Here is an 18804-nt window from a genome sequence, read left to right on the forward strand (position 1 = left end):
CTGAGTACGGTCTCTGCTTATCCAGAAGGAGACAAGATGCGAACCTGTGTATACATTGATGGTTTCAACTTGTACTACGGCGCGGTTAAAGATACACCCTACAAGTGGCTCAACCTACACGTTTTGTGCTCATTGCTCCTTCCAAGCCACCAAATCAGCAAGATCAAGTACTTTACCGCTCGTGTGAGTGCTCGTCATGACGATCCCGATAAGCCAACTCGCCAACAAGTCTATCTTCGAGCCTTGAGGAGCCTTCCCGATATCGAGATCGTCTTTGGCAGATTTCTGTCCCATGACGTCATGATGCCCTTGGCGCAGCCGGCCCCAGATGGCCCAAGATTCGCAAAAGTCATCAAGACTGAGGAGAAAGGCTCGGACGTCAACATTGCTGCTCATCTCATCAATGACGGATATAAGAAACAGTACGAGACGGCTGCGATTGTGACGAACGATTCTGATCTTTTGGAGCCGATCAAGATCGTGCGTCAGGAACTTGGGATACCTGTTGGCATCCTTAACCCGCACAAGAATCCTACAAGTAGAGTCCTGGCGCAGCACGCCGCATTTGTGAGGCAAATTCGCCAGGGTGTCTTGGCGGCCAGCCAATTTCCTGCCGTATTGAGCGACTTCCACGGCGTGTTTCACAAACCCGCTAGCTGGTAGCAGTCCATAGCCTGCGCGATTGTCCAGAGTGGCAGCCAGACTTCCGAAGTCTGGCCGCCCACCAGAAAGGAACCCATCATGCCAACACCTATTCGCCTGCTTGTCCAGCCTGGACAGGGAACCAACGCCGTTCACTTTCAACTAGCTTTCAGCACCACGGCCACGGACGAGGCCAGCGCCTGCGCGCCAGCCCGCTTGCAGACGGGCGACGGCCGCGAGATTGACCTGGGGATGGTGTGTGCGCCTACGCCAGTGACCTGGCGCGAGCAGCGCATCCTGGACCTGGCCGATTTCACCTACGGCCAGGCCGGCCCGCGGCGGGCGACCGTGACCTGGGGAGAGTTCAGCGCCGAGGTCGAGGTCTTCCCGATCGCGGCCCGCGCCGCGCCCGCGGCCGCGTCGCGGCCGATGGTCACACTGACGTTGCAGCCGGATGCTCAGGAGCCGCTGCGCGCCCAGGCCGCGGTGACCGTCACGGGCCTGGGCGCGAAGGAGCGCGTGCGCTTCGCCGCGGGCGCTGAGCAAGTCTACTGGTTGGCTGGCGACGCGCACGGCGCCTGGATGCTGGAATACCCCAAGCCGGGCGCATACCAGGTCGCCGTAGATTGGCTGGACAGCGATGGCTTCTGGCTGGGCAGCCTGGCCGAACAGATATTGGTCATCGCCGACCCGGTCGAAGCGCCGGCGACGGCCCTCTTAGAGCCGATGCTCGCCGCAGCGCCGCTCAGCGCGCCGCTCGAAATCCCGCAGGCGACCGATCCCTGGCAGCCTTATCGCTACGCGCGGCCGACTTGGGCCTGGGCGCGCACCTATGCCGCGCCAGGCAGCAGCCGCGTGGTGCGCAGCCTGGCCGCGGGCACCTACCTGGCGATCACGGCGGAGGCCGCGGTGCACGACGATCTGTGGTATCGCACAGCCGGGCAGGATTGGATTCCAGCCAGCGCGGTGACGCTTTTCAGACCATCAACCTTGCGCGGCGTCGAATTGAGCGGCGCAGCACCCCCACCGCCGCCGCCACCACCAGCGACCCGACGCGGAGTTGTCACCGCCACCACCCTGAATGTGCGCGCCCGGCCTGGCGTGGCGGCTGACAATCCCCCGATTGATCGGCTTCAGGCCGGCGCGCAAGTCAGCATCCTGGAACAAGCCACGGTCAGCGGCGCGGTGTGGTATCGGATTGGCGAGCGACGCTGGGTGCACAGCGACTGGGTGCGTTTGCTGCCCGCCGTGACGGAGGCGGTCCGTGCCACAGCCGTATCGCTGCCTGTGGGCTGGGTGGTCGCTACCGCCCTGAACGTACGCAGCGGCCCAGGCACAGGGTACGCGGTGGTGGGCGAAGTGCAGCACAATCAACGCCTGGACATTCTGGAAAGCGTCACCGTCGGCGCCGACACGTGGCATCGAATCGGCGCGCAGCAGTGGGTTCATGGGCAGTGGGTTGGGGTCGCGCGCGGTCGCGCAAGACCGGCCGCCATCGGCAGCCGCGAATACTGGGTGGCGGTCAGCCTGCGTGACCAGACCGCCGTTGCCTATGAGGGCGATCAGCCGGTGTACGCAGCGTTGGTCGCCACCGGTCTGCCCGCCACGCCCACCGTACAGGGCATTTTTCGCACCTGGCTGCGACGACCAGGCGGCAAAATGTCGGGCGGGCGACCGGGCGCGGGCTATTACTACATCGAAGAAGTGGTGTGGACGACGTTTTTCTACAGCGGCTACGCGCTCCATTCGGCTTACTGGCACGACGCATTCGGCCGTCCCCGCAGCCACGGCTGTGTCAATCTCAGCCTGTATGATGCATGGTGGCTCTACAACTGGAGCGCGGCCGGCGGCGCGCGCAGTCCGGCCGTGGCAGTGACCCCAGCATGAACTGAAAATCGCCAACTTTTTTGAAAGTTGGCGATTTTTGTCAAATGGTCAAATCGGGATTGCCGACTGTCGGCGGCGCGCCTGGTTGGCCAGCCGCCCAGGCGGAGCACCAGCGTTCCGGAGGGGCCGGACGATCAAAGTAGAGCGACTGCGGCGCGCGGCAGAACAGGTGCACGCGTGTCACTTGACCGTCGCCGTTGCTGCGGAAGGTTTCACTAAAACGGCAGTTCTCACAGCTCCGGCCCTGCAGTCGGCGCCAAAACAATTGGAGATCAGGCATCAGGGCACCGGTTGGACCGACGCCAGCGCCTCTGACAAGGCCCGACGGGCCAGGACGCCGGCCATGCGTCGGCGGTAATCGGCGCTGCCACGAAAATCTGCCACAAGCGTCTGGCCGGCGAGCAGATCCACCAGCGCGGCTGGCAGGCGATCCGGATCCTGCGTGAACTCATCCAGCCCGCTCAGCACCAGCGGCTGCGCAGTGACGCCGCCCAGCACCACGGTGGCAACGGCCTGGTCAGGCTCGACAACGGCCACGGCCGCGACAATGGCTTCGTCGCGCGGGGTGCGCGCCACGGTCGCCAGGCCATGCCGGGCCTGCGCCAGATGCTTGGGCAACACGACTTCCAGCAGGAGATGCCCGTTGAGATAACCAGCCGGCGCATCGGCCAACATGCGCAGCGCCGCTTGCTGCGGCGGCCCATCCACGGCGACGACGATCGCCTGCGCGTCCACAGCCAAGAGCGACAAGAAGAGCGCGGAGGTTCCAGACGCAACGGCCACCAGCCCGCCGATCGTCGCGACATTGCGCAGATTGATGGCGCCTTCGGCCCGCGCCGCGCGCGCGAGCAATCCGCCCGCCCATGCGCCGGCCGCCGACGCAGGCGTGAGCGCAGCCAGGGTTAGCCGCGCGCCCAGGTGCAGCCCATCCGCCTGCCAATCGGCGAAGTCGAGCGGCAATTCGCCTAGATCTACGACCGTGTCGCTGCTTAGGAACGGCACCAGCGCCGAGCCGCCAGCAAGCAGGGCCACGGGCGGTCTACGCAAGAGCAAACGGCGCACGGTGGCTAGATCAACGGGGCGATGGTATTCGGCAAGACGCATAGCAGCCTCTCTCTCCTGCAGCTACATTCACTTACGTTCGTACCGGCCCATCATCTGCGCCTGGCCGATCACATGGCCTGCCAGGCTGCGCTCTAGTTCGGGGCGCGCGGCGCCGGCGCGCAAGGGCAGCGCTGCCACGGCCAGCGCGTATAAGCGAAAGAAATAGCGGTGCGGGCCATGTCCGCGCGGCGGGCACGGCCCGCCGTAGCCCACACTGCCAAAATCATTGCGCCCGCTCAATCCAGAAGCGCCAGGACGCCATCCTTCGGCTAACTCGCCCAGCGCGCCAGGTAGATTGAACAAGGTCCAATGTGTCCAGGTTCCACGCGGCGCGTCTGGATCATCCATGATCAAAACGAAGCTCTGAACGCCCGCCGGCGCGCCGCGCCAGGAGAGCGCCGGCGACACATTGGCGCCATCGCAGGTGAAACGCGCTGGGATCAAACCCTCATCACGAAAGGCTGCTGTTTGCAGGATGAACGCCATGTTTCACCTCTCTTTCTGTCCGGATTGGACTTGCGGATTCGAACGCCGGGCGCTTTGCGCAGCGTACAGCACGATCGAGCCGGCCACGGCGACATTGAGCGACTCCACATGCCCATGCATCGGCAGGCTGATGAGCCAGTCGCACGTCTCGCGCACCAGGCGGCTCAGCCCTTCGCCTTCGCTGCCCACCACCAAGACCAAAGGCCCGGTCAGGTTCGCACGGTCGAAGGGAGTCGCGCGCGGGTCCACTTCCAGCCCGGCCACCCACAACCGCTGCGCCTTCAAATCTTGCAGCGTACGCGTCAGGTTGATGACCTGGGCAATGCGCAGATGCTCCACCGCGCCGGCCGAGGCATTGCTGACCGTCGCGGTGATGCCCGCCGCGCGGCGTTCGGGCAACAAAACCCCGTGCACGCCGGCCGCATCCGCCGTGCGCAGCAGCGTGCCCAGGTTCTGCGGATCCTGCACGTGGTCCAGCGCCAGCAGCAGCGGCGCGTCATCGCCCGCGGCGGCCAGGATGGCGTCCATTTCGGCGTAAGGGTAGGCCGACACTTCCGCGGCCACGCCTTGATGGTTCGCGCCCGCGGTCACCTGATCGAGCGCCGGGCGCTCTCCTTCGCCCACGGGACAACGAACGCCTTGTGCCAGGGCCATGATCTCGGCCACAATGCCGGTGCGCTGGCTGCCTTTGGCCAGCAAGATGCGCTGTACGCGGCGGCGGCGCGCACGCAGCATCTCTCGTACCGCTTGTCGGCCATAGAGCCATTCCGTGCTGTTGGTCATGGCGGCCACGGCCTAGCTGTCGGCCAGGCGCCAGCCGGTGCCTTGCGCCCCATCTTCCAGCACCACGCCCAGGTCTTTCAGCCGGTTGCGAATGGCGTCCGCCTGCGCCCACTTCTTGTTCTTGCGCGCCTCCTGGCGCAGTTCGATCAGATAGTTGACCAGCCCATCGGTCACGGCCAGCAGCGCGGCGCTGCCGCCGGCGCCAGCATCGTCAGGCAGCAGTCCGAGCACCGCGCCGGCCAGATCAGCGTACAGACCATCCAGCGCCGCCACCGTGGCCCGATTGGGCAAAGCCGCGGCGTTGAGCAGGGTATTGGTCTCACGACTAAAGTCGAACAGCTCGGCGATGGCGCTGGCCGTGTTGAAATCATCATCCATGGCTGCGCGGAAGCGTTGACGGGTGGCGTCCAGCAGCGCGGCAACCTCGGTCGGAATGTCGCCTTCCGTGCGGGCTGTGCCCAGTTTTTGTTTGACCAGGCGCACGGCGCTGACCAGCCGGCTGTAGCCTCTCTGCGCCCCTTCCAGCGCGCCGGGGCTGAAGTCGGTGCTGGAGCGGTAATGCGTGCTGAGCACGAAGAAGCGCAGCGCCAATGGCTCTACCATCTTGAACGCATCCTGAATGGTGGTGAAGTTGCCCAGCGACTTGCCCATTTTGACGCCGTTCACCGTCACCATGTTGTTGTGCATCCAGTAATGCGCGAAGGGCGTGTTGTCGCTGGCGCCTTCGGCCTGGGCAATTTCGGCTTCATGATGAGGAAACTTGTTTTCCAGGCCGCCGCCGTGGATGTCAAACGGCTGTCCCAGATACTTGATGGACATGGCCGAGCACTCGATGTGCCAGCCAGGGTAGCCTGCGCCCCAGGGCGAAGGCCACTGCAGGATGTGCGCTGGTTCGGCGCGCTTCCACAGCGCAAAATCGGCCGGGTTGCGCTTCTCCGGGTTGACGGCCACGCGCGCGCCTTCTTCCTGGTCTTCGACGCGGCGACCCGAGAGCTTGCCATAGTCGGGATCGCTGTCCACGCTGAAATAGACGGAGCCATTGACCACGTACGCATGGCCGGCCGCGATCAACTGCTCGATCTGGGTGATCTGCTCTGGAATGTGCGCGCTGGCGCGGGGAATAATGTCTGGCCGCGCCACCTGGAGCGCGTCCATGTCCTGGAAGTAGCCGCGCGTGTAGCTTTCGACCAACTCCATCGGGTGCACGCGGTCGAAGCGCGCCTTGCGGATGATCTTGTCTTCGCCTTCATCCGCGTCGTCGGTCAGATGGCCCACATCGGTGATGTTCTGGACATAACGCACTTTGTAGCCCAGGAAACGCAAATAGCGCACCACCACGTCGAAGCTGACGTAGCTCTTGGCGTGACCGACGTGCGCGGGGCCATAAACAGTCGGCCCGCAGACGTAGATGCCCACATGGTCCCCGTGCAGGGGGACGAATTCTTCTTTTTGACGCGTCAGTGAGTTATAGATTTGCAGAGCCATGGCGGTTTGCCTCGATCAATTCGAATGTGGCTGGGCGAAAAGCATGCGACCAGCATTGGTTTGCAGGACCTTCGTCACGACAACGTCGAGGGTATTGTTCAAGTAACGGTAGCCGTTCTCAACCACAACCATCGTCCCATCGTCAAGGTAGCCAACGCCCTGGCTGTTCTCTTTGCCTTCTTGAATGATGCGCACACGCATCGTTTCGCCCGGTAAGACGATGGATTTGACGGCATTGGCCAGCGCGTTGATGTTGAGCACGGTCACGCCTTGCAGGCCGGCAACTTGATTCAGGTTGAAATCGTTGGTCACGACCGGGCAACCCATCTGCTTGCCCAATTGCACCAGTTTGTCATCCACCTGACGCACGCCATCCACATCCAGGTCGCTGATGACCACCGGCACCGCGGACTCGTGCTGCATCTTGTTGAGCATGTCCAGCCCGCGCCGTCCACGGTTGCGGCGCAATGGGTCAGGAGAATCGGCAATGTGCTGCAGTTCATTGAGAACAAAACGCGGCACGATCATAGGCCCGCGAATGAACCCGGTCTGACAGATATCGGCAATGCGCCCGTCAATGATGACGCTGGTGTCCAGCAACACCGGAGACTGTTCCGGCGCGGCCGGCGGCGCGGACCAGCGCGCGCCGAGGAGCGCAAAGATGTCCTTCTGACGCAGGACCATGACGATCGTGCCCAGGTAGCCAAGCACCAGAGCGCCAATGGCGGGCAGGATTTTGCCGAAAGGAGAAGGCAGAAACGACAGGGGCCAGGCAAGGAGCGCGGCAATGATCAAGCCGACGCCAAGGCCAATCGCGGCGGCCAGGATCTGCTGGGCCGGGATCTGCCGCACCCCGCGCCGCGCCCAACGCGCGGGCACGGTCGTGAGCCAGGGCGCCAGAATAGCGCCAGCCACAACGCCCAGCAGCGTCAAAGGCGCAACCCAGCGCAGGGATTCAGCGTTCAGCGATGATGCTCCTGCCGCCTCCATGCCGATTTCCCACCCAAAAATACCAAGAACAATCGCAACGATAATACGAAAAAATAAGTCCACTTTCACGAATCGCCTCCCAGGGTAAGGGAACAATACAGGGAACACGATGGGATTGGTACAGGAATCAACTGGGACCAGTCACATCACCCGATGGGTGACGGATAGATGCCAGTGAATTAAGTTTTTGCCAGGCAATCCCCTATTGCTCCACCTCCCCTCGCTGTTACGCGGTCAATGCCAGATGTACCAATCGCAATGACAAAAAGAAGAAATAAATGGGGCCAAAATGGCCAATGAACTCACAAGTCAATCATACACCACTTTAGGGTTTTGTGCAACAACTATCCTGTTTTGACGGGTTGCAACATTTGCCTATACTTGATGCTGACCATAGCGCCTCCCGTAAGCAGGGAGGATGGAACCTTGGTTGAGAATATACCCAGGCAGCACTGCCGGACGGAGCACCTATGCGCGTAGGAATTTTCGGCGGCACCTTTGATCCTCCCCACATTGGTCACCTCATATTGGCTGAAGAAGCCTGGTTTCAACTCCGCCTTGACGTCGTAACCATCGTGCCCGCGGGCGACCCGCCGCACAAACGGGATCGGCGCCTGTCGCCGGCCGAAAGCCGCGTGCGCATGGTGGAAGCGGCGATTGCCGGCAATCCCCATCTCCAGCTCTCGCGCGTGGATGTAGATCGCCCCGGCCCGCACTATACGATTGACATGGTGCGTCTGCTGCGTGACAGCTTGCCCGCGGGCACCGAGCTGTTCTTTCTGATGGGTTCCGATTCGCTGCAGGACCTGCCCAATTGGCATCAGGCGGACCGCCTGGTGGCCAACTGTCGCCTGGTGGCTTTGAGCCGGCATGATGTGACGCTGAATTGGGAGTACCTGGAAAGCGCCTTGCCCAACCTGCACGAGCGCGTTATTCAACTAGACATGCCGGAGTTGGAGATCGCGTCGCACATCCTGCAAGCGCGCGTACGCACCGGCCAGCCGATTCGTTACCAGGTGCCTGAAGCCGTCGAACAGATTATCGTGAGCGAAGAACTCTACCGCGAAACACCCTCCCAGTAGGTCATCGCCTCCGGCGTGACGTGCGATTGTCACCTACGATGGCTTCGTCGTGACGTGGGTCGCCATACCGGAGATGTGACCGACGCTCAGATCGGCGCGTAGGGCGGTCGTTGCCTCCGGCGTGACGTGTTAGTCACGCCGGAGGTGTGATCCGCGCGGAGCCTCCTCTACCGCTGCACAAACGGCAGGTAGATCGGCTGTACGATGGTGAACGGTTCCCCTGTGTCCCATGCGGAATCCTCATAACCGGGCGCCTGACCTTTCAAACGCACGCAGTAATCCGCGCCGGGCGCGTTCGGCGCTTGCCAGGCGAAGGCCGTAGCGCCCGGGGCTGACGTGCCCAGGGCTGTCCACGGCGTGCTGCTCACCACGCGCACATCATCCACGTACCAACCAACCCGCGCAATGCTGCTGTCGCTCGCATTGAAGAAACGAATCAGCACGCGCTGTCCGGCGAAGCTGCTCAAATCCACGCGCGTCTCGATGTAGCCGCCGCTGTCGCCTGAGAACGCGCGGCGGCCAGCGATGGGGCTGCCGTAACTGCTCGAGATCGTCTCGTTGTAGCCGCGCTGTATGATCTGCGCGCCCAGGTCAATCCAGGTGAACCCACCGTTCGTACTCAACTCGATCACGCCGCCATCGTAGCGGGTCTCCAGGTTGTATGCATGCCAGAAAACGAGCATGCCTTGCACGGGTATAGTCAACGGCTGGCTTGTCTGCAGAATCTGGCTGCTCACGACCGTGCTGCTGGCTGCGAACCAGGCATGGGTGGGGCTGTGCGCGCTGGCTGTCTGCAACTGCCAGGCAGGCGCGCCCACCTGGCTCGTAATCCACCGCGAAGCGCCCAGTTCCATGTCATCGGCGAAGGCGGCGGCCGGTGTGCAGTCGTTGGTCAACTCCAGGCTGTAGGTGGCGCTGATGGGCGCGCCGTTCGTGACCCAGGCGATGGAGGCCGCGCTGCCGCCCAGCAACGTCTCGCCGCCGGCCGGGAAAGTCAGCGTGGGCGTCGCCATTGGCAGCACGGGGACAAGGCCGCGCGCCACGGCGCAGCCGTAGATCATCGAGGCATGAGCGCCCTGGTACAACGTACTGTCAGCCAGGATCAGGGCATCCACCCCCTGCTCAAACGCCTGGTTGCTGCTGGTCGGCGTGACATAGAACTGGGCTTGCAGGATCAGGCGGTCGGCGTCCTCTCGTCCCATGTCGCTGCGGATGCACCACAGCGCGGCCGACCAATAACGCCCATCGTCGTGTTCCTCCGATGGCGCGCCGCTGTAGCGGCCAATATCCACGCCAGTGCCTGCATCTTTGCCATCCACGCGGCGCAGGCAGTGTGCGCCGTTGACCAGCGGCGCGTAAATGACGGCATCCCAATCGGCGACGCACGGCGCCTGATTGGCCTGATAGCTGACATCGCCGCGATCCGCATAGAATGAAGCCGCCAGGTAATCGCCAAAGCCTTCGCCCATGGCGCGCTGTTCGGTGTTGCGGCCCGGCCCCCACCCTGGCACCTGGTTCTGCTGAATCGCGTGTCCATACTCGTGCACGATGACATCCGCATCCTCGGCGTCGTCCACGCCGCCGTCGCCGAAGTGCAGTCCGTTGTCTGACGTACTGAAGAAGGAATTGTCCTCTGCGTAGTAGTGTGCGTGCACCGGAATGGAGCGGTTGTTGATGTTGTTGAAGCCGAGGCTTTGAATGTAGCGCTGCACGGAATCGAGCGCGTAGTAGATCGTCGCCTCTTCAAATTTGTCATTGTCACGCGTGTAATCAAAGACGCGCGACGGTTCATTGGCCTGACAGGGCGGCTTATAGTACCCGCTGATCCCCGATGCGCACAGGTTGACATAGGGCCCAATCAGCTTGTTCTGTCCGTCGTTGATTCCCTGCAAGGTGACGTTGCGCCGCGCCGCCTGGAGGGCCGGGCTGTTGGCGTTATTATTGTCGGTCAGGGTGGGATTGCCGCTTGCTTGCACCGCGTTGGGGTCGTACACGGAGCCGCTGTCAAACGCAATGGCGTTGAACTGATCCAGCACCGCGCCGCTCTGCGCATCCACAAACACATGCCAATCGCCCAGCGGCTCCAGGGCTGGCATGAAGACGTGCCAGGCCAGGCGCGCCCCTTCCTTCTGGCCCGGGAAGATCAGCAGTTGCGCGGCGGCGCCGCCGCGCTCGCCGCGCGCCAGTTTGATCGCAGCGGCCGCGGCGGTGGTAGCTTGCTCGGATGTGACGGTCGGCTGTGTGTTCAGGTCGAGTTCAGGCAGGTAACTGCTCTGAACTAACTGTATCTCGCCGGCATGGCTGATGTGCACCGCCACTTCCGCCAGCCAAACTGGGAGTCCAGCATAGGTCTGCTGAAAGCGCACGTGCGTTGCGCCCAGGCTTTCCTTTTGCACCAGCAGCGCCAAATCGCTTAGATCGCTGCGCAGTCCCAACCACGCGGCGTTGGCGGCCAGCAGCGCCCGCGCGGAGCTGACCGAATCGGCAGCCTGGGGCGCTGAGCCGCAGTTGAGCAAGTAAGTCGGCAAGGTCCCGTTGGCTTTTTCTACGCGGGCGCAGGTTTGCGCCAGATTCGGCGCCGGCGGCTGCGCAGCGGCTACCAGGGTAAAAAGGCTTGCCAGCAAGAGCAAGGCCCCGGTTCCCGCTATGGTCAGCGGATGTTTTATACCACGCATGATGGGTCTCCTCGATTGATCGTTGTGCTTGATGTTGCTTGAGGCTTGCTTGACACTATAAACGGCGCGCTTGGCGCCTGCTGTAACCTATGTGGGATTTGGGGCGCTGACTTCTCACGCACGCCACTTGACAACTTGACCTGGAACGGGTAAGGTTGACCTGTGAATAGCTGCGAAGAACGAGGCATTGAACGATTCCATGTTAATTGATGAAGCACGAATCTGCGTGACCGCGGGCGACGGCGGCAACGGCTGCGTGGCCTTTCGACGCGAGAAGTTTGTGCGCTTTGGCGGCCCCTACGGCGGCAATGGCGGTAAAGGCGGCGATGTTTATTTGGTAGCAACGCGCGATGTCAACACACTGATTGCTTTCAAGCATCAACTGCACTTCCGCGCCGAACGCGGTGAGCACGGCGGAGGCAAAGGTAAAACCGGCGCGCAGGGGAATGACATCAAGATTCCCGTACCCTTGGGCACCCTGGCGTACGATGACGCCAGCGGCCGCTTGCTGGCCGACCTGGTGCAGGATAGGCAAGAGGCCTTGGTGGCGCGCTCCGGCCGCGGGGGTCGCGGCAACATGGCATTCAAAAGCCCGATCAACCAGGCGCCGCGCATTGCTGAAAAGGGCGAACCGGGCGAAGTACGATGGCTGCGCCTGGAGCTGAAGCTGATGGCCGATGTCGGCATTGTGGGCGTGCCCAACGCGGGCAAGTCCACCCTGCTCAGCGTGATCAGTCGCGCGCGGCCCAAAATTGCTGATTACCCCTTCACCACGCTGGAGGCAAGTCTGGGCGTGGTGACAGTGGACGATCGCGACTTTGTCGCCGCCGATATTCCCGGCCTGATCGAAGGGGCGCACACCGGCGTTGGCCTGGGACATCAGTTTCTGCGCCATATAGAGCGTTGCCGGGTGCTCATTCATGTGCTCAATGGCCTCAGCCCGGACCCCCTGGGCGACTATGATGCCATCAACCAGGAGCTGGATCTGTTCAACCCCGCGCTGGCCACCAAGCCGCAGATTGTTGCGTTCAACAAGATGGACCTGCCCGACGTGCGCGCACGCTGGCCCGAAATTCAAGCAGCCTTGCGCCAGCGCCAGGTAGACGTGCTGCCCATTTCAGCCGCCAGCGGCGACCAGGTCGAGACGCTGCTGCGCCGGGCCGTCAGCCTGCTGGATGCGCTGCCGGTGATGGAGCCGGCGCCGGCGGATACGGCCGTTTTCAGACCGCCGGTCAGCGAGCGAGAATTTACGATTGCCCGCGACCCAGATGGCGCGTGGCGCGTGCAAGGCGTCGCCATCGAACGCGCGGCCGCAATGACGAACTGGGATTACTATGAAGCCATCATGCGTTTCCAACGCATCCTGGCCGCGCTCAGCATAACCGATGCCCTGCGTGACGAGGGTATTCACGAAGGCGACCTGGTGCGCATTGGCAAGACCGAGTTGACCTGGGAAGACGCCTGGTAAGGTGGGGAATGTCGCGATGGGTGAACGCCAGGAAGAAAAGACAAGCGGCGCTCGCAATACTCCCCTGATTAACTTGCTCAAAGGCATCCCTTTTTTCGCGTCCTTGGACCGGTCTGTCCTGGAAGACATGGCAAGCCACGCGCGCGGCCTCACTTTTGCGCCAGGCGAAATGGTCTTTCTCGAAGGCGATCCTTGCGCGGGGTTTTTCGTGGTCGAGCGCGGCCGCTGCAAAATCTTCAAAACCTCGGCTGAGGGTCGCGAACAAACCCTGCATGTCATTCTGCCTGGTCATTCTTTCAACGAAGTGTCTGTATCCGACGGCGGCCCGAACCCCGCTACTGTCATGACGGTTGACGAGGCGGTAATATGGAATATCTCTCGTGATGATCTGAAAGTCCTGGCTCTTCGATATCCAGCCGTGAGCTGGGCGCTGCTGGAACATATGGCCCGGCGTGCGCGCAGCCTGGTCGGCATCGTAGAGGACTTGGGCCTGCGTCCGGTGAAAGCACGCCTGGCTAAACTCCTGCTCGAAGAGGCCGAACGCAGCTTCCAGGGAGAGCTTGACCGTAACGACCTGCTGACACAACAAGAGATGGCGGCTCGCCTCGGAACGGTGCGCGAAATGGTGGGGCGTGCGCTGCGCACGCTGATGGATGAGGGCGCCATCAAGATCGAACGTCACCGTATCATCATCGTGGATCAAGACCTGCTGAGACAAGAGGCGATGCTGTAGCGAATCAGAAACCCATTTTCTCGCAGAAAACGGGTTTCTGATCAGGCGCTGGTCTATTCGAAGATCCAGCGATCGTTGGCCCGGCCATAATCGGCCAGTTCATCAGGACTGAACCAGAGGGCGATCTCCGCCGCGGCGGTTTCTGGCCCGTCGGAACCATGCACCAGGTTGCGGCCAATTTCCAGGCCAAAGTCCGCACGGATGGTCCCAGGCTCGGCATTGACCGGGTTGGTGGCGCCTACGGTCTTGCGCACAAGATCAATCGCGCGCCTGGCTTCCAGCACCATCACCACCACCGGCCCCGACGTGATGTATTCGATGAGGCCGTTGAAGAACGGCTTGCCTTCGTGCACGGCGTAGTGCTTGCGCGCCAGCGCCTCGCTCACCTGCATGAGCTTGAGTGCCACGATTTTCAGCCCGCGCTGTTCGAAACGGCTGATGATTGGGCCAATTAACCCTCGTTGGACGCCATCCGGTTTGATAATGATTAAGGTACGTTCCACGATCAACATCCTCCCCATTCGTTTACGTTCGTCATTGAGCCACAACAGTCGCCATTGACCGTGAGCCTGCTTGCTAACGTAGTGTAATGGTAGCCACGCGCGCGAGTTTTAGCAAATTCAGTTGACTTGGAGTTTTACCGGAAGTTGTGCTATACTTTTGTTTGCCTCCTCGGTATCACGATAGCCTGCTTTTGCCCATAGCGACACATCACCACCGATGAACCTGGTCGCCTGACCGATTGACGAGAACAGACAAACCAACCGAAGAAAGGAACCCAAGGATGCTAAACCTTGCCCACCTGCTGGAATTCAACCTGGGGCGCAACCCTGACAACTTAGCGATCATTTTCAACGACCGCAAGATGACCTACCGCGAGTTGAACGGCGCCGCGACGAAGTTTGCCGACGGGTTACGTCAACTTGGCGTTAAGCCGGGCGACAAAGTGGCCCTGATGATGCCGAACATCCCCTTCTTTCCTATTGCCTATTACGGCATCCTCAAGGCTGGCGCGGCCGTTGTGCCCTTCAACGTACTTTTCAAGGGACGTGAAGTCGCCTACCATTTGAAGGACAGCGATGCCGTCGCCCTGGTGGCTTTTGAGATGTTTGCCCAGGCAGCCTACGAAGGCTTCCAGGCCGTGGATACGTGCCACAACCTGATTATGACGACGGCTGACCCGGCCGCCGCCTTGCCAGTCAGTGGCGATGGCGTCAAGAATTTCTATCATGTTCTTGCCAGCGGCTCGCCCACGTTTGACACGGTGCAAACCATGCCTGACGATACCGCGGTCATTCTCTACACATCGGGCACCACCGGCCAGCCCAAGGGCGCCGAGTTGACGCACGTCAATCTCTTCCTGAACGCCTGGATCAGCCAGCAGCTCCTGGGCTGGCAGCCCAATGATGTCTTCCTGGCGACCTTACCGCTGTTCCACTCCTTTGGCCAGACGGTCATTATGAACAACGCCATCATGGGCGGTGCGGCCATCACGCTGCTGCCGCGCTTTGACCCAGCCGCGGCGCTGGGCATCATGCAGCGCGACAACGTCACGGTGTTCGCGGGCGTGCCCACGATGTACTGGGCTTTGCTTGCCTACCCCAAGGCGTCTGATTTCGACCTGGAGAAGATCAAGGGCGCGCTGCGCATTGCCGTCTCTGGCGGCTCCGCGCTGCCCGTGGAAGTTCTCAAGGGCTTCGAGGCGAAATACCAGGTGCCGATTCTGGAAGGGTACGGACTTTCGGAGACGTCGCCCGTGGCCTGCTTCAACCATGCGGACCGGCCGCGCAAGGTTGGCTCCATCGGCAACCCCGTGTGGGGCACGTGGATGCGCATTGTGGATGCCGATGACAAGCCGGCGCCTGTCGGTTCGGTGGGCGAAGTAGTCATTCGCGGGCACCATGTGATGAAGGGCTACTACAAACGCCCTGAAGCCACGGCGCAGTCCATTCGCGATGGCTGGTTCCACAGCGGCGACCTTGGCCGCGTGGATGAAGAAGGCTACTACTTCATCGTGGATCGCTTGAAGGAGATGATTATCCGCGGCGGTTTCAACGTCTACCCACGCGAGATCGAGGAATACCTGCTGACGCACCCCAAGGTCTCATTGGTCGCCGTGGTCGGCGTGCCGGACGACCGCCTGGGCGAGGAAGTCAAGGCCTACGTGGTGCTCAAGGAAGGCCAAAGTGCGACCGTGGCAGAGATCATGGAATTTGCCAAGATCGGCCTGGCCGACTACAAATACCCGCGCCAGATCGAGTTCCGTACGACCTTCCCCATGACCGCCACGGGCAAGATTCTCAAGCGTGAGCTGATTGCGTCCTGATCCGATAGACAAAAACTGCAATTCCCACACAAAGCCGCACAGACGCCAAGAAAGCAGTTAGGCCCTGGCGTTTGGGCGGCTTTGTGTCTAGGTGTGCCAGTTCCTCATCCTACCGGCGGCTCCAGCGCTGCACCAGGCGGTCGGCCAGCCGCGGCGCCAGCCGCATCAGCCAGTGGATTCCCCAGGACTGCCAGTTGACATAGACGAGGAACTGGTCGCTGTCCAGGGCGCGGCGAATGGCGTGGGCTGCCTGTTCTGGCGCCAGCCAGCGGAAGCGTCGGTAAATGGGCGGCGGGTCGGTCAGATTCAAAACAAGCGGCGTGCGAATCGTCGGTGGACACACCACCGTGATGCGCACGCCGCTCCCTTGCAGCGCCAGTTCATCACGCAGGGTTTGGGCAAAGCTGAACACGGCCGCCTTACTGGCCGCGTACGCGCCAAACTGCGGAAACGGCCGCAGCGCGTTGATGCTCGCCAGGGTGATCAGCCTCCCACGGTTGCGGGCGACCATGCCCGGCAGCGCGGCCAGGCAAACATGAACCGTGCCCAGGTAGTTGATTGCCATCTGCGCGTGGAAATCGTCAAGCGGCGCGGTTTGGCTGAAACCGGTGCGTAGAATGCCGGCCGCGTGAATGACGGCGGCCAATGGCCCCAGCCGCGCTTCGGCGTCGGCCACCATGGCCGTCACGGCGGCCGCGTCGGTCACATCCAGCGCCCAGCAGGCGGTTGCGGCCTGGCTGTCCAGCCCGCGGGCCACACCCGCCAACCCAGCCTCGTCACGATCCACCAGGGCCAACTGCGCGCCTTCGGTCGCCAGCAACTGCGCACATGCCTGGCCCACGCCGCCCGCCGCCCCGGTGATGAGGATCGTTTGCCCGCGCCAGGAAGTGGCCATCAGCCGCCGCTCACGGCTCGCCCTGGCGCAGCCGCCGCAGCAGGCGGCGCCGCGCTGCCAGGTGATCTTGCGCGACTGGGTCGCTGCTGCGGACATGATCTTCCAGGCTGCGCTGCGCCTCCTCCGGCGCGAGCAGCTCACGCTGCGCCGCAAACACCGCGTGCGCGGCGGCGTCATCCGGCGCCTGCACGAACGCCAGCAGCGCCTGGGCCAGCGGCGGCAGGGCCATGTCAGCCTTGATCTGGCGCAGCCCGGTCAGGCGTAGGCGCACGCTTGCCGCGAAATCGGTTTCTGCCGCCTCCTCCGCCTGCCTGATGACCTCGTTGACCGTTTCGGCGAAGTCATCCTCCAGGATGAACGGCGCCTGGCCCGCCAGCGCCTGCAGCGCGTCGAAGTCCGGCGCGCGCAAGAAGGCCAACAGCGCGGCCTGCACAATCTCCTCTTGGTGCTCAGCCAGGAAAGCTATCCAGGCCGCGCGCAGGGCAGGGTCGCGGTCGAGCGCGGCCGGCAAACCGGCGGTGTCACGGACGCCGGCCGCGGCCAGCCGCGCCTGCAAATCGGCAGGCAGGTTGGGGGGAAATGGAGTGGGCATGGTGCAGCTCCTCGTGAACGGCCTGGCTGTCGTTAGCGCCCGGTGAAAACCGGGGCACGTTTCTCAAGGAAGGCCTGTACGCCTTCGCGGCTGTCCGCGGTGGCGCCGGCCACGTCTTGGAGGACGGCTTCAACTTCCAGGGCTTCGGCCAGGGTGCTGGTCAGCGCCTGGTTGAAGGCGCGTTTGGTCAGTCCCAGCGCGCGAGTAGGCGCTTCGGCCAGGCGCTGCGCCCACGCGGCCACAGTCGCCTCGAACTCCTCCGCGGGGATGACGCGGTTGATGAGGCCCCAGGCCAGGGCATCGTGTGCGCTGAGGCGGTCGCCGGTGGACATCAACTCCAGCGCGCGCGTGGGGCCGATCAGCCGCGGCAGCAGCCACGTGGAGCCGCTGTCCGGGATGAGGCCGATCTTGATGAAGGCCTGGATGAAACTGGCCTTGTCGCTGGCGAGGCGAAAATCGCCGGCCAGGGCGATGCTCATGCCGGCCCCGGCGGCCACGCCGTTGATCGCGGTAATGACCGGCTTCTCGATGGTGCGCATCGAGAGGACCAGGGCATTATAGCCGCGCCGCAAGTGATCGCCGATGCTGAGATCCGCAGGCCGGCGCTGCAGATCTTCCAGGTCTTGGCCGGCGCTAAAACCGCGCCCGGCCCCGGTCAATACAATCACGCGCACGCCGTCGTCCTGGTCAGCCTGGGCAAAGGCAGCCATTGTTTCGCGCGTCATCTGTTCGTTGAACGCATTGAGCTTTTCCGGCCGGTTGAGGACGATAGTCGCCACCGCGCCCGTCACTTGGTAGTGGATAGTCTCGACCATGGTGTTCTTTCTCGCTGCGGGTTCACAAGTCCCGGCGGGGTGGGGCCGGGTGTTCTTTCGTCACATCTAGTTGATAGTAGCGCCCCCCATAAAAGAGGATAGGCGAATGCGGCGGCGCGCCTTGATGCAGCGCGACCACGCGGCCAATCACGATCCAGTGATCGCCGCCTTCCAGGATTTCATATTTCACACAGGCGATGGCGGCCAGCGCATCTTCGAGCCGCGTGGAACCCATCTGCGGCTGTCCCTCCCAGCGCACAAGTTGGAACGGCGGTGGTTCGGGCTGCTTCCATCCACCGGCGAAATAAGTGGAGAGCGACTCTTGGTCTGCGCGCAAGATATTGACGGTGAACGTTGGTGTGGTTTGGAGCAAGCCGGCCATGTGAGCTTTTTTTCCCACAGAGACCAGCAGCAGCATGGGGTCCAATGACAGTGAGGCGACCGCGTTGGCGGTCATGCCGTGTACTTCCCCGTTGACCTCGGTCGTTACCACGGTGACGCCCGTGGCGAACAGACCAATGGTGTTGCGATAGGCGCGGGGATCAAGGGTCATAGATGATTCAGTCATAGTCTTTCACAAACGATACGTTGCGTTGAATCGGCGAGGCGCCACAGCCTCTTTGTGATGAGTCTATTTTACCAGACCCATGCCCGAACGCTAGAACCAGACCCTGCCCTGGTCAAGGGGTCTAAATCTGCGTTGTCCTGCGTTCATCTGCGTCCTACTCCAGAACCTCGTGATCGGATGCCAATTGAGTTTGTAGATAGCCCGCGTTGCGGTCAGGGGCTGCGCTATGGTATACTTTCCAGACTTGGGGCGCCGGCTCTGAGGTTTCTGCTT

18 protein-coding genes are annotated in these 18804 nt (G+C 62.5%); 6 read left to right on the forward strand and 12 right to left on the reverse strand.

The window, feature by feature from the left end:
- Positions 1-36 precede the first annotated feature (36 nt).
- Positions 37-663, forward strand: a complete 627-nt coding sequence (locus ACPQ6D_RS13665; RefSeq protein WP_423224890.1) for an NYN domain-containing protein — start codon at positions 37-39, stop codon at positions 661-663.
- A 78-nt stretch (positions 664-741) separates the two neighbouring features.
- Entirely contained in the window at positions 742-2529 is a 1788-nt protein-coding gene (locus ACPQ6D_RS13670) for a L,D-transpeptidase family protein (protein WP_423224891.1), read from the forward strand.
- Positions 2530-2569: 40 nt separating this feature from the next.
- On the opposite strand, the gene ACPQ6D_RS13675 is transcribed toward ACPQ6D_RS13670, so the two are convergent.
- The 6 genes from ACPQ6D_RS13675 to ACPQ6D_RS13700 are packed head-to-tail and all read right to left on the reverse strand — an operon-like array spanning position 2570 to position 7446.
- Positions 2570-2809 carry a hypothetical protein gene (locus tag ACPQ6D_RS13675; protein ID WP_423224892.1) on the reverse strand — a complete coding sequence of 80 codons (240 nt, stop codon included), beginning with the start codon at positions 2807-2809 and terminating at the stop codon, positions 2570-2572.
- Positions 2809-3633, reverse strand: coding sequence for an FAD binding domain-containing protein (locus ACPQ6D_RS13680; protein ID WP_423224893.1), 825 nt, complete (start codon positions 3631-3633; stop codon positions 2809-2811). The genes ACPQ6D_RS13675 and ACPQ6D_RS13680 overlap by 1 nt, the downstream gene beginning before the upstream one ends.
- Positions 3634-3660: 27 nt before the next feature.
- Positions 3661-4119 carry a YbhB/YbcL family Raf kinase inhibitor-like protein gene (locus ACPQ6D_RS13685; RefSeq protein ID WP_423224894.1) on the reverse strand — a complete coding sequence of 153 codons (459 nt, stop codon included), beginning with the start codon at positions 4117-4119 and terminating at the stop codon, positions 3661-3663.
- A 3-nt stretch (positions 4120-4122) separates the two neighbouring features.
- On the reverse strand, positions 4123-4902 hold the full coding sequence (gene rlmB / locus ACPQ6D_RS13690) for a 23S rRNA (guanosine(2251)-2'-O)-methyltransferase RlmB (RefSeq protein ID WP_423224895.1): 780 nt from the start codon (positions 4900-4902) through the stop codon (positions 4123-4125).
- Between the two features lie 12 nt (positions 4903-4914).
- Complete coding sequence (gene cysS, locus ACPQ6D_RS13695; RefSeq protein WP_423224896.1) at positions 4915-6387, reverse strand: cysteine--tRNA ligase; 1473 nt, start codon at positions 6385-6387, stop codon at positions 4915-4917.
- A 15-nt stretch (positions 6388-6402) separates the two neighbouring features.
- The gene (locus ACPQ6D_RS13700) at positions 6403-7446 is read right to left on the reverse strand and encodes a PIN/TRAM domain-containing protein (protein WP_423224897.1); all 1044 of its coding nucleotides are present in this window, start codon (positions 7444-7446) and stop codon (positions 6403-6405) included.
- Between the two features lie 401 nt (positions 7447-7847).
- Here ACPQ6D_RS13700 and nadD point away from each other — a divergent pair, with 401 nt between their 5' ends.
- Complete coding sequence (gene nadD / locus ACPQ6D_RS13705; protein WP_423224898.1) at positions 7848-8459, forward strand: nicotinate-nucleotide adenylyltransferase; 612 nt, start codon at positions 7848-7850, stop codon at positions 8457-8459.
- Between the two features lie 167 nt (positions 8460-8626).
- Here the strand turns inward: nadD and ACPQ6D_RS13710 are convergent, their stop codons facing one another.
- Positions 8627-11134 carry a M36 family metallopeptidase gene (locus tag ACPQ6D_RS13710; protein WP_423224899.1) on the reverse strand — a complete coding sequence of 836 codons (2508 nt, stop codon included), beginning with the start codon at positions 11132-11134 and terminating at the stop codon, positions 8627-8629.
- 199 nt (positions 11135-11333) lie between these two features.
- Between ACPQ6D_RS13710 and obgE the strand changes: the two genes are divergently transcribed.
- On the forward strand, positions 11334-12602 hold the full coding sequence (gene obgE / locus ACPQ6D_RS13715; RefSeq protein ID WP_423224900.1) for a GTPase ObgE: 1269 nt from the start codon (positions 11334-11336) through the stop codon (positions 12600-12602).
- A 127-nt stretch (positions 12603-12729) separates the two neighbouring features.
- Positions 12730-13335, forward strand: coding sequence for a Crp/Fnr family transcriptional regulator (locus ACPQ6D_RS13720; RefSeq protein WP_423224901.1), 606 nt, complete (start codon positions 12730-12732; stop codon positions 13333-13335).
- 53 nt (positions 13336-13388) lie between these two features.
- Here ACPQ6D_RS13720 and ndk read toward each other — a convergent pair whose 3' ends face one another.
- Entirely contained in the window at positions 13389-13838 is a 450-nt protein-coding gene (gene ndk, locus ACPQ6D_RS13725; RefSeq protein ID WP_423224902.1) for a nucleoside-diphosphate kinase, read from the reverse strand.
- A 281-nt stretch (positions 13839-14119) separates the two neighbouring features.
- Here ndk and ACPQ6D_RS13730 point away from each other — a divergent pair, with 281 nt between their 5' ends.
- Positions 14120-15661 (forward strand): long-chain-fatty-acid--CoA ligase, encoded by a 1542-nt coding sequence (locus ACPQ6D_RS13730; protein ID WP_423224903.1) that lies wholly within the window; start codon positions 14120-14122, stop codon positions 15659-15661.
- A gap of 109 nt (positions 15662-15770) precedes the next feature.
- Here ACPQ6D_RS13730 and ACPQ6D_RS13735 read toward each other — a convergent pair whose 3' ends face one another.
- Genes ACPQ6D_RS13735 through ACPQ6D_RS13750 form a run of 4 tightly spaced genes read right to left on the reverse strand, consistent with a single transcriptional unit; the run spans position 15771 to position 18531 of the window.
- Complete coding sequence (locus ACPQ6D_RS13735) at positions 15771-16652, reverse strand: SDR family NAD(P)-dependent oxidoreductase (protein ID WP_423224904.1); 882 nt, start codon at positions 16650-16652, stop codon at positions 15771-15773.
- Positions 16567-17148 carry a hypothetical protein gene (locus ACPQ6D_RS13740; protein ID WP_423224905.1) on the reverse strand — a complete coding sequence of 194 codons (582 nt, stop codon included), beginning with the start codon at positions 17146-17148 and terminating at the stop codon, positions 16567-16569. Before ACPQ6D_RS13740 ends, ACPQ6D_RS13735 begins: the two co-directional genes overlap by 86 nt.
- Before the next feature lie 32 nt (positions 17149-17180).
- A complete protein-coding gene (locus ACPQ6D_RS13745) occupies positions 17181-17963 on the reverse strand; it encodes an enoyl-CoA hydratase-related protein (protein ID WP_423224906.1) in 783 nt (260 codons plus the stop codon).
- A gap of 22 nt (positions 17964-17985) precedes the next feature.
- Positions 17986-18531 carry a flavin reductase family protein gene (locus tag ACPQ6D_RS13750; protein ID WP_423224907.1) on the reverse strand — a complete coding sequence of 182 codons (546 nt, stop codon included), beginning with the start codon at positions 18529-18531 and terminating at the stop codon, positions 17986-17988.
- Between the last annotated feature and the right edge of the window lie 273 nt (positions 18532-18804).

It is taken from the genome of Candidatus Amarolinea aalborgensis, from assembly GCF_900491745.1.
Taxonomy (GTDB): Bacteria; Chloroflexota; Anaerolineae; order SSC4; family Amarolineaceae; genus Amarolinea; species Amarolinea aalborgensis.